The organism is Hyphomicrobium sp. CS1GBMeth3, assembly GCF_900117455.1.
Classification (GTDB): domain Bacteria; phylum Pseudomonadota; class Alphaproteobacteria; order Rhizobiales; family Hyphomicrobiaceae; genus Hyphomicrobium_C.
This window is the reverse complement of sequence record NZ_FPHO01000003.1, coordinates 142,226-155,658: the sequence shown is the minus strand read 5'-3', so window position 1 is coordinate 155,658 and position 13,433 is coordinate 142,226. Positions and strand designations below refer to the sequence as shown.

10 protein-coding genes and 1 tRNA gene are annotated in these 13,433 nt (G+C 61.3%); 5 read left to right on the top strand and 6 right to left on the bottom strand.

The window, feature by feature from the left end:
• Positions 1–21 precede the first annotated feature (21 nt).
• On the top strand, positions 22–933 hold the full coding sequence (locus CS1GBM3_RS08045; RefSeq protein WP_072397324.1) for an HNH endonuclease: 912 nt from the start codon (positions 22–24) through the stop codon (positions 931–933).
• 451 nt (positions 934–1,384) lie between these two features.
• Here CS1GBM3_RS08045 and CS1GBM3_RS08040 read toward each other — a convergent pair whose 3' ends face one another.
• From CS1GBM3_RS08040 to CS1GBM3_RS08030, 3 genes are all read right to left on the bottom strand, one after another.
• A complete protein-coding gene (locus CS1GBM3_RS08040; RefSeq protein WP_072394226.1) occupies positions 1,385–1,645 on the bottom strand; it encodes a hypothetical protein in 261 nt (86 codons plus the stop codon).
• A 99-nt stretch (positions 1,646–1,744) separates the two neighbouring features.
• A complete protein-coding gene (locus CS1GBM3_RS08035; protein ID WP_072394224.1) occupies positions 1,745–2,329 on the bottom strand; it encodes a hypothetical protein in 585 nt (194 codons plus the stop codon).
• Positions 2,329–3,498, bottom strand: a complete 1,170-nt coding sequence (locus tag CS1GBM3_RS08030) for a site-specific integrase (protein WP_171946463.1) — start codon at positions 3,496–3,498, stop codon at positions 2,329–2,331. Before CS1GBM3_RS08030 ends, CS1GBM3_RS08035 begins: the two co-directional genes overlap by 1 nt.
• A 214-nt stretch (positions 3,499–3,712) precedes the next feature.
• Here CS1GBM3_RS08030 and CS1GBM3_RS08025 point away from each other — a divergent pair.
• Positions 3,713–3,788 (top strand) — tRNA-Arg (locus tag CS1GBM3_RS08025).
• Positions 3,789–4,075: 287 nt separating this feature from the next.
• On the top strand, positions 4,076–4,555 hold the full coding sequence (locus CS1GBM3_RS08020) for an SRPBCC family protein (RefSeq protein ID WP_072394218.1): 480 nt from the start codon (positions 4,076–4,078) through the stop codon (positions 4,553–4,555).
• Positions 4,556–4,630: 75 nt separating this feature from the next.
• Here the strand turns inward: CS1GBM3_RS08020 and CS1GBM3_RS08015 are convergent, their stop codons facing one another.
• Positions 4,631–5,320, bottom strand: coding sequence for a TetR/AcrR family transcriptional regulator (locus tag CS1GBM3_RS08015; protein WP_072394215.1), 690 nt, complete (start codon positions 5,318–5,320; stop codon positions 4,631–4,633).
• A gap of 338 nt (positions 5,321–5,658) precedes the next feature.
• Between CS1GBM3_RS08015 and CS1GBM3_RS08010 the strand changes: the two genes are divergently transcribed.
• Positions 5,659–6,858, top strand: a complete 1,200-nt coding sequence (locus CS1GBM3_RS08010) for an efflux RND transporter periplasmic adaptor subunit (RefSeq protein ID WP_072394212.1) — start codon at positions 5,659–5,661, stop codon at positions 6,856–6,858.
• Positions 6,855–10,031 (top strand): efflux RND transporter permease subunit, encoded by a 3,177-nt coding sequence (locus CS1GBM3_RS08005; protein WP_072394209.1) that lies wholly within the window; start codon positions 6,855–6,857, stop codon positions 10,029–10,031. Before CS1GBM3_RS08010 ends, CS1GBM3_RS08005 begins: the two co-directional genes overlap by 4 nt.
• A gap of 239 nt (positions 10,032–10,270) precedes the next feature.
• On the opposite strand, the gene CS1GBM3_RS08000 is transcribed toward CS1GBM3_RS08005, so the two are convergent.
• Positions 10,271–11,344, bottom strand: coding sequence for a glycosyltransferase family 4 protein (locus tag CS1GBM3_RS08000; RefSeq protein WP_072394206.1), 1,074 nt, complete (start codon positions 11,342–11,344; stop codon positions 10,271–10,273).
• 64 nt (positions 11,345–11,408) lie between these two features.
• Positions 11,409–13,178, bottom strand: coding sequence for an ABC transporter ATP-binding protein (locus CS1GBM3_RS07995; RefSeq protein WP_072394204.1), 1,770 nt, complete (start codon positions 13,176–13,178; stop codon positions 11,409–11,411).
• Between the last annotated feature and the right edge of the window lie 255 nt (positions 13,179–13,433).

Sequence of the window (13,433 nt, the reverse complement as noted above, 5' to 3'; positions counted from 1 at the left end):
TGCAAGCGCGGCGCTCGGACCATGAAGGGCGTTTTCGATACCAAGCCGGAGTCCGGCTATGACGACGACATCTCGCGGCGCTACCACTTTCCGCGGCAGTACCGGGCAGTGGCCGATACTCTGGTCGGATCATGGATCGTGTATCGGGAGCCGCAGCGCAATCACGGCAGGCGCGCGTATGTGGCCGTGGCGCGAGTTGTGTGGATCGAGGCCGATGCCGCCCGGCCAGGGCACGCCTACGCCCATGTGGCAGACTATCTTCCGTTTGATCGGCCGGTGCCATTTGTGGATGGAGGGCGGTATGCCGAGACGCCGCTTCGCGCCATTGCCGTTCCGTCGCGGATCGGAGCCTATCTGCAGGGCAAGTCAATTCGGACGCTTTCGGATGAGGATTTTGCAGCCATAGCCCGAAAAGGCTTTGGCGAAACCCTGGCACCTGAGAACGCTATGCGTCGTGAGCTGGACGTGGGACATGTCGATCGTGCAACTCAAGAGCTACTTGCGGCACCATTGGAAGAACAGGAGCGACGAATTGAGCAGATTCTGGTGAATAGGAAGATTCGCGACGCCAGCTTTCGAGGGCAGGTCTGCGAGGCATACGACAGCACCTGCGCGATCACGCGGCTCAAGATCATCAACGGCGGCGGAAGGTCGGAAGCTCAGGCAGCACACATCTGGCCCGTTGCAGAGGGTGGGCCGGATGTTGTCCAGAACGGCATTGCGCTATCGTCGACGGTGCACTGGCTGTTCGATCGCCACCTGATCTCGCTTGCTGACGACTACCGAATACTTGTGTCTCACAACAAGGTTCCAGCCGAGCTGCGATCGCTATTTGCACACCAAATGGATCGCGTTCACCTGCCGAAGGATGAAAGGCTGTGGCCGCATCCCGCGTACATCGCGCGGCATCGGGAGCGCTTCGCCTCCGCATAGGCCGATTTGGCTCAGCTTCCGCTTCGCGGCAGCCTGACGCGTTGGGTTGCGCCTCGATTTTCTGCAGCTCATCGAGAATCCAAGCGAACTCCGGCGCTTCGCCGAACATCATGCCGGCCATGGCCTCATAGTCGGCCTCCAGGTCCTTCTGGATCGCCTTCTGCGGACGAGGTGGATGCCGCCGGGCTTTGCCTCGTCGAGCTTCTCCCAGCCACCGCGGAACATGAGCTGCTAGTGCTCGCGGATGCCATCGAGATTGCTGAGAAGATCGACAGCTGATGGCTGCATTTCACCTATCAGCAGACCTGGTCGGCAAGCGCAACGGAAGCTTCGGCTGCAGATGCGGCATGACCGCTTCTGGGACGGACCGGTCGTCGATTAAGCAGGAAAACACATATTTCGCGGACTGCAGCGGACGTTCAGCGAACCTGCATATCCGCGGAAAACCAATTCATTTCAAAGTTGCAATGCGAGGACTGACCGTTGCCAACAGCGCCGATGCGCCGCCCGCTATCGCATAGACCATCGCGCCGCGCCCGTGCTCATCGGCAAGGCGCTGGGCAACCGCGCGCGCCTCGGCTTCTGTTTCGCATTCGATCTTGTGCTTGTTCACGCGTCCCACGAACAAGTAGGCAGCGTATCGCTCCGCCCGGGCGATGATCTCGAGCTCGTGCGGGGTGTGCTGGATGCCTTCGACTTTGCGTTTTGCCATCGTTGCGTCCTCCGTAGACGCTGGACGATGGCGGAGGTCAAGGAATGTGGGGAGCGGAAAGACCGGCGGCGGGAGCGGCGTGGAGCCGCTCCCGAGGGCTTAGGCCACTTCATCACACCGTCGGCGCAAATCTCTACAAAGGCTCATTTGAGCGAGTAGCCCTTGCGCAAAATCTGCCAGCGTAGTGGCGCGGCCGTATTTGTCATAGCTTCTGTAAACCGTCTTCGCTGCCGCAACCAATGGGTGCCCCCCATCTGCTGAATCCGCAGGAACCCCGAGCTGCGCCGCTGCATGTTCGTATGCTCTAGTGGGGTTGATGCCTGTTTCGCGAAGGTGAGCAGCGTAAATGCCGAGCAACGCATCCATGCCTATTTGCTTGTCGCTCTGGGCGCTGGGATCCTTGGCGCATTCGTCAGCCAAGCCGTCACGGTAGAGCTGAACGGCGGCTTCGATGTAGATTTCGTTGTTCGTGGCGATCCAACATTTCACGAGTTCGACAAAGGTTAGGTTGCGCTCGAGCATCCAACCCATGTCGTCCTTGAACTGCTGGATATCGGCCGAGATCTCATGCGCCTCACGCTCTGCAAGTTTTCTCTGACGCAGTTGCTCGAGTTCTTCCCGCTCTGCTGAACGTTTGCCCTTGCCGGCGCCGGGGAGGCGAGGAGTTCGGCGGACGCTAGGCATTAACGGCCCCCAATACGCACGACGTTGCTGGGCGCCATCTGGGCTGCGATGGCTTCCGTCACGGAATCCGCCGCCTGGGTCAGAGGCGTTTCGGCAAGCGTCATGTATCTGTCGGTAGTGCCTATCTGCGTATGGCCCAGCAAGCCTTTGACGTGAACCGCGGAACGGGTAGCGGCTGCGCCGAACCCACCAAAGTTGTGTCGCAGATCGTGCACCCGAAGGTTTGGAAGGCCGGCAGCGATACGGATGCGATGCCATATTTTCTGGAAGCCGATGATTGGCTTCCTTCGATCCCGAGGCGAGGGGAATACGTACTCGCTCGGGAACGCGGAGCGCTTTGCATGCAGGTCTTGGAGAATTCTGATCGCGCCGCTGCCAAGCGGCACATCGCGCTTACCCGTTTTCGACGTTTTCAGTCGTATCCGGCGGTTCTGCAGATCTACTTCGGCCCATGTTAGGCGTAACACCTCCTGTTTGCGCATGCCGGACATCAGGAGTAAACGGACCGCTGATATGGCGAACGGCCACTCCGTTTTCTCAGCTTCGTCCAGCGCTTGGGCGAAACGAAAGAGTTCTTCGCTTTCGAAGACAAAGCTCCGCTTTCTATCCGGGTAGCGCTTCACGCCTTTGGTCGGGTTTGCAGCCTTTTCGTAGAGAAGTCCGCCGTCACCGATGCACCAATTGAAGAATGTGCTGAGGAAGCGGAGGACATTGTTGGCTTGCATTGGGCGGCCCCGGAGGGAGCGCATCAGCTCAACAATATCTCGCCGTTCGACTTGGCAAAGCCGTTTGTCTTGCAAGCGCTTCGGAATGTACCGCCGGAACATCCGGCGATACTCGCTAGCCGTCGATGCCCTCAACTCGGTGGGAATGTATTCCCGGTCGAAGGTCTCAAATGCCTGGGCGAGCGTCGGCGTTTTCTCAAGCCGATCCTTATCCGCTTGGGGATCGATGCCCGCATCGCACTTGACGCCTGCGGCGTTCGCCAGTCGTCGGGCTTCGCGGACGCTAGTGGTCGGCGGAAAGGTTAGCTTCCGCTGACGCCCGTCAGCGTCTCGGTATTGGAAGAACAGGACCCTCTTGCCCTTGGGGGTAACTTTTAGCCGAAATCCGCTTATTGCATCGTCGCTCACATAGACGTCTGACGCTCCCGGATTGATCTCCTGCAACAGTTTCTCTGTGATGTGCTGCTTGCTTTCGAGTCGTCGCACCACCGCCGCCCCTTTGTTGCCTAGAGGCTTCCGATGCCCGGCTGCCGGTACGCCTAGGCAGCAAATAGGCAACAAAAGCTGTCAACTGACGTACAGCGACGCGCTGCCGAAGTCCACGGGCGACAAGGGTTATGCTTTGATCTTCAACATGAAATCGGTCCGGGCCAATTATGGCCAAATCAGATGGAGATGCCGATTTCAAATTCCTAATCTGAGGGTCACAGGTTCAAATCCTGTCGGGGTCGCCATTTCCTCGGCGCGAGCCGGCTGAGAATTAGGCGATCCGGCGCAGGCGCTCGCCAACCGTAGCGTCGTTCGATTTCCGATGTTGTTGTCCATTACGTCGATAAGATCAGCTTGCCTGATGTGTGGTGGGCCCGTTTCGAGCGCGCGTGGCGATCATTCGTGGGTTCGATGCTCAGAAAAAAGCTTTCAGGGCTCGTGTCGGATCAGGCCATTGTCGAGCGTCTTCTTGTCAGAGAGTGGCACTGCCGTGAAACGCCGCTCGTCAGTCGATAGGAAGAAGGAGCGCCTCATGTCCAAGAAGTCAGAAGTAGCCGCTGCCCCGCAGACGAACACGGTTCGACTGCACCGTGTGCTCGCGGCCAAGCCAGAAAAGGTCTACCGGGCCTTCCTTGACGCAGACGCGATGGCCAAGTGGCTGCCTCCCAACGGGTTCACATGCAAGGTCCACAGTTTCGAGCCGACGGTCGGCGGCAAATTCAGAATGTCTTTTACAAATTTCACGACGGGGAAAGGCCACTCTTTTGGCGGAGAGTACCTCGAGCTCGTCCCGCACAAGCTTATTCGCTACACCGACAGGTTCGACGATCCGAACCTGCCGGGTGTCATTCATGTGACCGTTGCACTCAAGCCGGTTTCAGTCGGCACGGAGATCAACATCGAGCAGACAGGCTTGCCAACCGTCATTCCGCTCGAGGCGTGCTATCTCGGTTGGCAGGAATCTCTCGTGCAACTCGCTAGGCTTGTCGAACCAGAAATTCCCGAGGGATGAGGTAAGCTACTGCTTCACGGAAGGGTAATTCCAAGCGCCAGGCGTTGAGTCGAGCTATCGCGTTTGGCCCTCCGCCTAGCGGCGGCCGTTCGCTGTAGTCTTGGCGGGACGTCCGTTTGTGCGCGAAGCCTTGGTCTTGGGCGGCTCGGAAGAATTGCCGAGCGCGGGAGGCCAGGCGCTCAACGCCATCTCGGCAACCGCGAGCAGGTCCTCGCGCGTTGCGCCGCTTGCGGCCTGAACCGCCATGCCCTGCTCGACGGTTGCGATATAGCGCGCGAGCGCGGCGGGGTCGCTGGTCGGCGGCAGATCGCCTTCAGCCTTCGCGCGCTCGAGCCGCTCGCGCACGGCGGCCTCGCCCGCGGCGCGCCGCGCGATCAATTCCTTCTTGATGGATTCGGCTGCGTCCCCGCAGATCAGCGCGCCTTGGACGACGAGGCATCCCGGCGGGTGTTTCGGATCCGTCAGGCTTTCGGCGTGACACTTGAGGAGCAGGGTCACGGCGGCGAGCGCGGTCGGCTCCGACAGGGCTTCTCGTTGCATGAAGCCGGGACCGGTCTCCGCGTAGCGGTCGAGCGCGATCCGGAACAGCTCTTCCTTGCTACCGAATGCCGCATAAAGGCTCGGGCGGTTGATGCCCATGGCGTCGGTGAGATCCGAAAGCGAGGTGCCCTCGTATCCGCTTTTCCAGAACGCGTGCAGGGCCTTATCGAGAGCCTCGTCGCGGTCGAACTCCCTCGGGCGTCCTTTCTGTGCCGGCTTGTTCACGGTCGCTCCTTTCCGAAGCTGTTGCTATACATTTTCATACCGCTCGATACAAATAGAAGTTGACAGCGGTCGGGCCTGACCTATATCGGTACCAATCGGTACATATGTAGGAGCTCAGACGGGCCATGTCATCCATCCGCACTTTGGAGAGCTGCTCCGACCTCGTGCCGCCGACGACGGCATCGTGTTGGGCTCCGGAAACGGAGAGGATTAGGCAATAATCCTCCAGTCCTGATCTACCGCCTCAAGCGCCTCACTCTTCAAATTCAGCCGACGTCGCCGAGCCGAGATCCCTGGGCCGGCTCCGATGTCGTGCACCCAGTTTCGGAGCATTCCAAATGTCGACACGTTCCAAGCTTCCGGCTTTCGCTGTTTCTCTTGTCGTCCTGGCGGCGTTGGGTCTCGGTGGCTGCAACTTCGGAGATGCCAAGAGCCAAGCGGCTGCGCCGCCTCCGCCTACAGTGATCGCCTCGCAGCCCATCGTGAAGACCATCACGGAATGGGACGCCTATACGGGCCGGTTTGCCGCTGTCGAAAGCGTGGAAGTGCGCGCGCGCGTGAGTGGCTATCTGACCGACATCCATTTCAAGGATGGGCAGCTCGTGAAGAAGGGCGACCTTCTGTTCACGATCGACCGGCGCCCGTTCGCCTTGGCGGTCTCATCGGCAGAGGCTGACCTCAAGGTGGCCGAGGCGGCGCTCAACTTCGCGCGGCAAGAGCTCAAGCGTGCGGCGGCTCTCGTGACGTCGCAGAATGTACCCGAACGCATCTACGAGGAGCGCGAGTCCGGGGTGCGTCAGGCGGAGGCGCGCGTTCTCGCGTCCCGGGCGGCGCTGGACCGCGCCAAGCTCGACCTCGAGTTCACTGAGGTGCGGGCGCCTGTTTCGGGCCGTATCGATCGTCACACGGTCAGCGTCGGCAACCTGATTGCGGGCGGAGAGACGGATGCGACGCTGCTCACCAGCATCGTCTCGCTGGATCCGATCCACGTTGTCTTCGATGTCGATCAGAACGCGTACCTCCGCTATGTGCGCGCGGCGCAGGCCGGCACCAGGCCAAGTTCGCGCGACAACGCAAGCCCGGTGCGCATCGGCTTGCCGGATGACAGTGGCTTTCCGCATGCCGGCGCGCTCGACTTCCTTTCGAACCAGATCGATCGCGCCAGCGCCACGATCCGCGCACGCGCCGTCGTCGACAACAAGGACCTTTTGTTCACACCCGGCCTCTTCGCGCGCGTGCAGCTTCTCGGGCGCGGCTCCTATGACGCTGTGATGATCCCCGACGAAGCCGTCACCGTCGATCAGGCGTCGCGGGTCGTTTTCGTGGTCAAGGACGGCAAGGCGGAGCTGCGCAACGTGAAGCTCGGGCCGATGGTCGATGGCTTGCGCGTGGTTCGCGAGGGGCTCTCGGCGGAGGATGTCGTGGTCACCTCCGGCTTGCAGCGGATTCGCGGCGGTCAGCAGGTCGTCGTCGACGCACGAGACACGAACGGTGTCGTCAAGACGGCGCGCGTCTCTCCGGAGGAGAATACACGATGAACATCGGCCGCTATTTCATCGATCGTCCGGTGTTCGCGATCGCGCTGTCGATCGCGACTCTCATCATCGGCGCCGTGGCTGCGAGCCGGCTTCCCGTTTCGCAATACCCGGAGGTCATTCCGCCGACCGTCACTGTTACGGCGCAGTATCCCGGCGCGAATGCCAAGACGATTGCCGACACGGTGGCGACACCGATCGAGCAGGAGGTCAACGGCGTCGACGACATGCTCTACATGCAGTCGCAGTCGACCCAGGATGGCCGGCTGAGCCTCACGGTGACCTTCCGCATCGGCACGGACCTCGATAAGGCTCAGGTGCTGGTGCAGAACCGGGTCTCGCTTGCAGAGCCGCGGTTGCCGGAGGTGGTGCGCCGCATCGGTGTAAACGTGCAGAAGAACTCGCCTGACTTCCTTTTGGTCGCGCAGCTCGTCTCGCCGGACAACAGCCGCGACCAGCTCTACCTCTCGAACTACGCAACGCAACGCATCGTGCCCGTGCTGAACCGGCTCCCAGGCATCGGCAGCATCGAGATCTTTGGCGCGCGTGATTACGCCATGCGTCTCTGGCTCGATCCCGACAAGATTGCGGAGCTCGGCCTTTCGGCGAGCGAGGTTGTGGCGGCGCTGCGCGCGCAGAACGTCCAAGTTGCGGGCGGTGTGCTGGCGCAGCCGCCCGTTCCGACGGATCGTGCGTTCCAGTCGTCCGTTACGGTGCAAGGCCGGTTCATCGAGCCGCAGGAGTTTGACGAAATCATCATCAAACGCGGCACGGACGGACGCATCGTGCGCGTGAAGGATGTGGGCCGCGCTGAGCTCGGTGCGCGTGACTACGGCACCAACGCCTACATCAACGACATCCCGGTCGTGGCTTTGCTGGCGTTTCAGCGTCCCGGCACGAATGCGCTCGATGCGTCGGTCGCCGTGCAGGACAAGATGAAGGAGCTGTCGAAGGATTTCCCGTCGGGCGTCGAATATCGCATGACCTACAACCCGACGGAGTTCTTTGTCCGCACGTCGATCGAGGCGCTCGAGCACACGATCTATGAAGCCATTGCGCTGGTCGTTCTGGTCGTGATCGTGTTCCTGCAGAACGGGCGTGCGACGATCATCCCGCTGCTGGCTATCCCGGTTTCGCTGGTCGGTACGTTCGCAGCCATGGCTGCCTTCGGCTATACGATCAACACGCTGACGCTGTTTGCGCTCGTGCTCGCGGTGGGCATCGTGGTCGACGACGCGATCGTCGTGGTCGAGAACGTCGAGCGGTATTTGCGAGAGGGGCTTTCGCCGAAGGAGGCGGCTCGCAAGACCATGGACGAGGTGGGGGGCGCGCTGGTCTCGATCGCGCTGGTGCTGACGAGTGTGTTCGTGCCGACCATGTTTCTCGACGGCATCTCGGGCGAGTTCTTCCGACAGTTCGCGGTTGTGATCTCTGTTGCGACGCTGATCTCGGCGTTCAACTCGCTCACGCTCAGTCCTGCGCTCTCCGGGTTGCTTCTCAAGGGGCACGACGGGCATTCACATCGGCGGCCGAGCCTGATCGCGCGCGCGCTGCAGCCGTTGGTCAATGGTTTCAACGCGTTCTTCGATGCGCTGGCGTCGGGTTACGCCAGGGTGACGCGGCTTGCCATACGCGGTGCGCCCGTCATGCTGATCATCTATGCGGGGCTCGTCGTGGCCGCCGTTTATGCCTTCATCATCGTGCCGCGCGGATTCGTGCCTGTCGCTGATCAGGGCTATGTCATCGCCATGGCGCAGCTCCCGGCGGGTGCGTCGCTGCAACGGACGGACGAGATCTCGCGCGAGATGGGTGCACGTGCCCGGAAGATTCCGGGTGTCAACTATGTGCATATTTTTCCAGGTCGCTCCATCGCAACCGGTACCGGGTCGAGCAGCGCGGGTGTAGTGTTCGTACAGTTCGAGGAGTTCGAGAAGCGGGTCGGCGATCCGGGAAAGTCGGTCAACGCCATTCAGGCGAAGCTCAACGCGGCTTATGTCGATATCACGGGCGCGCAGATTACCGTCATTGCGCCGCCGACCGTGCGTGGCATCGGTGCGTCGGGCGGCTTCTCGTTGCGCGTCCAGGACCTCACGAACCGTGGGCCGGCGGAGCTGGAAAAGGCAACGGGTGAGCTGCTTGCGGCATTGCGGGCTGATCCCAGGATCCAATACGCGTTCACCCCGTTCAACGCCAGCTCGCCCGAATATTACCTCGACATCGACCGCACCAAAGCCGAGATGCTCGGCGTGCCCGTGGAGCGTGTGCACGAGACGCTCGAGGCCTATCTCGGCAGCGCCTACGTCAACGACTTCAACCTCTCGGGCCGCACCTATCAGGTGATTGCGCAGGCCGAGGGGCTCAACCGTCTCGATGTGGAGCAGATTGGGCGTCTCAAGGCCAAGAGCGAAACGGGTACCATGGTGCCGCTCGGTGCGATCGCGACCTTCCGGCCGGATAGCGCGCCGGACCGCGTTCCGCGCTACAACCTGTTCCCGACTGCGGAGGTGATCGGCGAGGCTGTTCCAGCGGTCAGTTCGGGCGCAGCTCTCGAGCTGGTCGAGGAGATCGCAGAGAAGGTACTGCCCGCGGATTTCGTCATCGAGTGGACGGAGCTTTCGTATCAGCAGCGACTCGCGGGCGGCGGTATCGTGATCTTTCTGCTCAGCGTCGTGTTCGTCTATCTGGTGCTCGCGTCGCAGTATGAGAGCTGGGCCCTGCCGGTGGCGGTTATTCTGATTGTGCCGATGGTTCTGCTCTCGGCGATCGGCGGCGTACTCTGGATGGGGCAGGACAACAACATCCTGACCCAGGTCGGCCTCATCGTGCTGGTGGGTCTCGCGGCCAAGAACGCGATCCTGATCGTGGAGTTTGCGCGGGATCTCGAGGCGTCGGGATGGTCGACGGTCGATGCCGTGGTCGAAGCGGGGCGTCTACGCCTCAGGCCAATTCTCATGACCTCGTTCGCGTTCATCCTCGGTGTCGTGCCGCTGATGATTGCGGAAGGCGCTGGCGCCGAGTTGCGTCAGGCCATTGGCACGGCCGTGTTCTTCGGCATGCTTGGTGTCACGATCTTCGGCCTGCTATTCACGCCGGTCTTTTATGTGGCCGTAAAGTGGGTTGCGAGATCCGGTGTCCCGGGCCGCCCCGCCGCAGATCCGGCCATGAGCACCCCCTGACGCGAGCTTAGGCGGACGGATGATGATGCATCTCGATGGGCGCCATGACTGCTCGGTCGAGCGCGTCGCGGGGCGAGTCTGCGGCGCCTACCAAGTGTTCTTATGGGATCATGGATTGAACGTTGCCGAGCGCTGGTCGGGAAGCACGCGTGAGAGGCAGTGGTGGGGGTACGAGAACACACAGAGGTCTGTCCCGTTCGCATCTCGTCTCCCCCCGTGGCCTTGCAGTCGTAATAGTGTCAGACGGCGGCGAGAATGGGTTGCGCGACCGCGCGGCCATTCTTGTGCTCTACGCCTGCGAGTCTTTCGTAGGCTGCAACGTAGCGATCCGTCATTTTCTCTACGGTGAAGCGGCGTTCGAAGGTATTGCGCACGCGCGCACGGTCCAGCGCGCCGACCCTGGATGCTACCTCGACCGCCTCGTCGATCGAACCTATGACGAAGCCGGTCACGCCGTCCTCAAGTACCTCGGGAACAGAGCCGTTGCGCCACCCGATCACGGGCGTGCCGCATGCCATCGCCTCGATCATGACCAGCCCGAACGGCTCGATCCAATCGATCGGGAAAAGGAGCGCGAGGGCGTTGCCGAGGAATTCGCCCTTCTTCCGATCGTTGATCTCGCCGATGTATTCGACGAGTGGATGATCGAGCATCGGTTCGATTACATTCTCAAAGTAGGCTGTGTCGACCGGATCGACCTTGGCTGCGATCTTAAGCGGGATGCCGGCCTTGACCGCGATCTCGATGGCACGATCAGGACGCTTCTCGGGAGAGATGCGGCCCAGGAACGCGAGGTAGGGTCCCCCTTTCGGGCTGAAGGGGAAAAGGTCGGCAGGGAACCCGTGGTAGATCGTATCCAACCAATTCGTATTTTCCGGCGCGGGGGTGCGCTGGGCGTTCGAGATCGACACGCGCGGCATGTCGGAAAACCTCTTGTACACGGGCATGAAGTCCGGGAGATCGAGTCGACCGTGCATGGTCGTGATCGTGCGATCGCCGATAGGCTCGAATATCGGATACTGCAGCAGATCGGTATGAAAGTGTATCACGTCGAATTCCGAGGCGCGGCTGCGAACCTCGCTCAGCATCACGAGATTACTTGCGAGGTGATCCTTGATTCCCGAAAGCCGAAGACCAGCCGGCGCGCCCGGTACGAGTGTCGCGTCAGTGAGCGAGTCGCCGCTCGCAAAAAGCGTTACGTCATGACCACGCCGCACGAGCTCTTCCGTGAGCCACGAGACGACGCGTTCTGATCCGCCATAGAATTTCGGTGGTATGGCCTCCGCCAGAGGGGCAATCTGTGCGATGCGCATTCTGCGTTTTCTCCTGCAATTGGTCCCAACACCTGAACAACGAACCTGAAAATGTGCCGCCTCCTCATGCTGCGCGCAGGCCGCTGAGGCGACTGAGCTCCAAATCGACCATGGCTTTGTAGGCGCCGCCGCTACGCAGAAGCGCTTCCGGGGGACCGTCCTCGATCACGGATCCCTGATCGACCACGATCACGCGCCGGAATGATCTCAGCGTCGAAAGCCTGTGTGCGATGGCGAGAACGGTGCGTCCGGCCATCAAGTTCTCGAGCGCCTCACGCACTTTCTCCTCTGAATCGGCGTCGAGGGCGCTTGTTGCCTCGTCGAGCAGCAAGATCGGTGCGTTCTTCAGGAAGGCGCGCGCGATGGCGATGCGTTGGCGTTGTCCGCCCGACAGCTTGGCGCCACGGTCTCCAACCACCGTGTCGAGACCGTGGGGCATCGCTGAGATGAAGCCGTCGCAGCGCGCGGCCTCGACCGCGTGCCAGATCTCGGCGTCGCTCGCACCGGGCCGGCCATAGCGAATGTTCTCGCGCAGGGAGCGGTGAAACAGCGTGACGTCCTGCGAGACGACACCGATTGCCCGGCGCAACGCTTCGTCGGGAATGATGCTGACATCCTGTCCGTCGAGCAGGACCGTGCCGCTATCGGCCTCATAAAACCGCTGGATGAGCGAGAAGATCGTCGACTTGCCGCCGCCGGACGGCCCGACGATGCCAATCTGCTCGCCCTTGTCGATGGCGAAGCTGACGCTGCTCAGCGCATTCCTTCCGTCCGGGTAGGAGAAACTGACCTCCTCGAATGCGATCCGCCCGGGAGACTGCGGCATCTCTTCGACGTTTCCGTGCGGGATTGCGAGGGTATGCGGCGTGAGCAGCCGCTCAAGTGCTTCCGAAAGGCGCGCCAAATGCTGTGTGACGTCCACCAGGGCGACAGCCAGATCGCGGGTCGCGGAAAGCACTGAGATACCGAGCGTGCAGACAAGGATCACGTCGCCCGCGGTGGCATGGCCGTTGCTCCAGAGCGTGATGACCCAGGCCAGAAGCGCGAATGTAAAGAGAGATGTCGCCAAAGCATGGAAGATGCGCAGCCTCTCAAGAGCGTAGAGGCTGCGCTTTCGTGCAATCATCTCCTTTGAGACGACGCCGCTCAGACGCCGATGTTCGAATGGCAGCCGCCCGAATGCCTTCACCAGCGACATGTTCGAGACGACGTCCACCATCTGGCCATCAACGGCAGCTGCTTCGTTGGCGTAGGCCCGATGCAGCGGTCGTGCGCGCGCGGCGTAATGAAAGATGAAAGCGCCGATTGCTATGCCGGCAAGCGCCAGCACCGCTGCCATGGTGAGGCTGACGGTTGCCATGTAGGCCACCGAGACGACTGTGGCGATCAGCGGCGGCAGCACGTTGAACGTCACCATGGTCTCGCCGGTGTAGAGGGCGTTCGAGGTGGCGGTGATGCGACTGGTGAGGGCTCCGGGCGGCTGGCTCTGGAAATAGCTCGGCGCGTGCCCCGTCAGATATTTGAACAGCGTACGGCGAACGTTGCCCGAGACGTCGACAAATGCCGAATTGGCGATCCAGCTCGCAACGCGCCACAGCAAATTGTCGGCTGCGATCAATCCCGCGAGCAGCGCAAAGCCGATCCAGACTTTCTCTTGGGAGCCTGCGCCGGAGAGGGCGTCGACGAGATATTTCACTCCGTATTGTGTTGAGACCGAGCAGAAGACAGCAGCGACGACGGCTAGGCCGATGGCTGCGTGCGCGTAAGGATAGGCGGCGATGAAGCGTCCGATAAATTGGTACGGACGGCCGCGATAGCTCGACAGATCTTTCATGTGTCCCCTTTTGGAAGGGTCTTTAAGCAGCTCCTGAGCCGACAAGTGACGAGCTAACGCTCGCCACGCGGCGCGGTTCGGACAGACGGTGCAACCGAATGTCGCGGCTCATCCCGTTAATAGCGAGATGTGTGCTCAATGACACATGCAGGAATGAGGAGAGGCGGCAGATGTGAGTGTCGGCGAGCCTTGCTCATTTCGTAAGCAGCAGCACATATTCGCTGCTCGCATACGCGCTTCGCGAAGCGGCGTGCG

Coding starts and splice junctions, on each gene's coding strand:
- CS1GBM3_RS08045 (WP_072397324.1), top strand. CDS start 22: ATGAAGGGCGTTTTCGATACCAAGCCGGAGTCCGGCTATGACGACGAC.
- CS1GBM3_RS08040 (WP_072394226.1), bottom strand. CDS start 1,645: ATGGCAAAACGCAAAGTCGAAGGCATCCAGCACACCCCGCACGAGCTC.
- CS1GBM3_RS08035 (WP_072394224.1), bottom strand. CDS start 2,329: ATGCCTAGCGTCCGCCGAACTCCTCGCCTCCCCGGCGCCGGCAAGGGC.
- CS1GBM3_RS08020 (WP_072394218.1), top strand. CDS start 4,076: ATGTCCAAGAAGTCAGAAGTAGCCGCTGCCCCGCAGACGAACACGGTT.
- CS1GBM3_RS08010 (WP_072394212.1), top strand. CDS start 5,659: ATGTCGACACGTTCCAAGCTTCCGGCTTTCGCTGTTTCTCTTGTCGTC.
- CS1GBM3_RS08005 (WP_072394209.1), top strand. CDS start 6,855: ATGAACATCGGCCGCTATTTCATCGATCGTCCGGTGTTCGCGATCGCG.
- CS1GBM3_RS08000 (WP_072394206.1), bottom strand. CDS start 11,344: ATGCGCATCGCACAGATTGCCCCTCTGGCGGAGGCCATACCACCGAAA.
- CS1GBM3_RS07995 (WP_072394204.1), bottom strand. CDS start 13,178: ATGAAAGATCTGTCGAGCTATCGCGGCCGTCCGTACCAATTTATCGGA.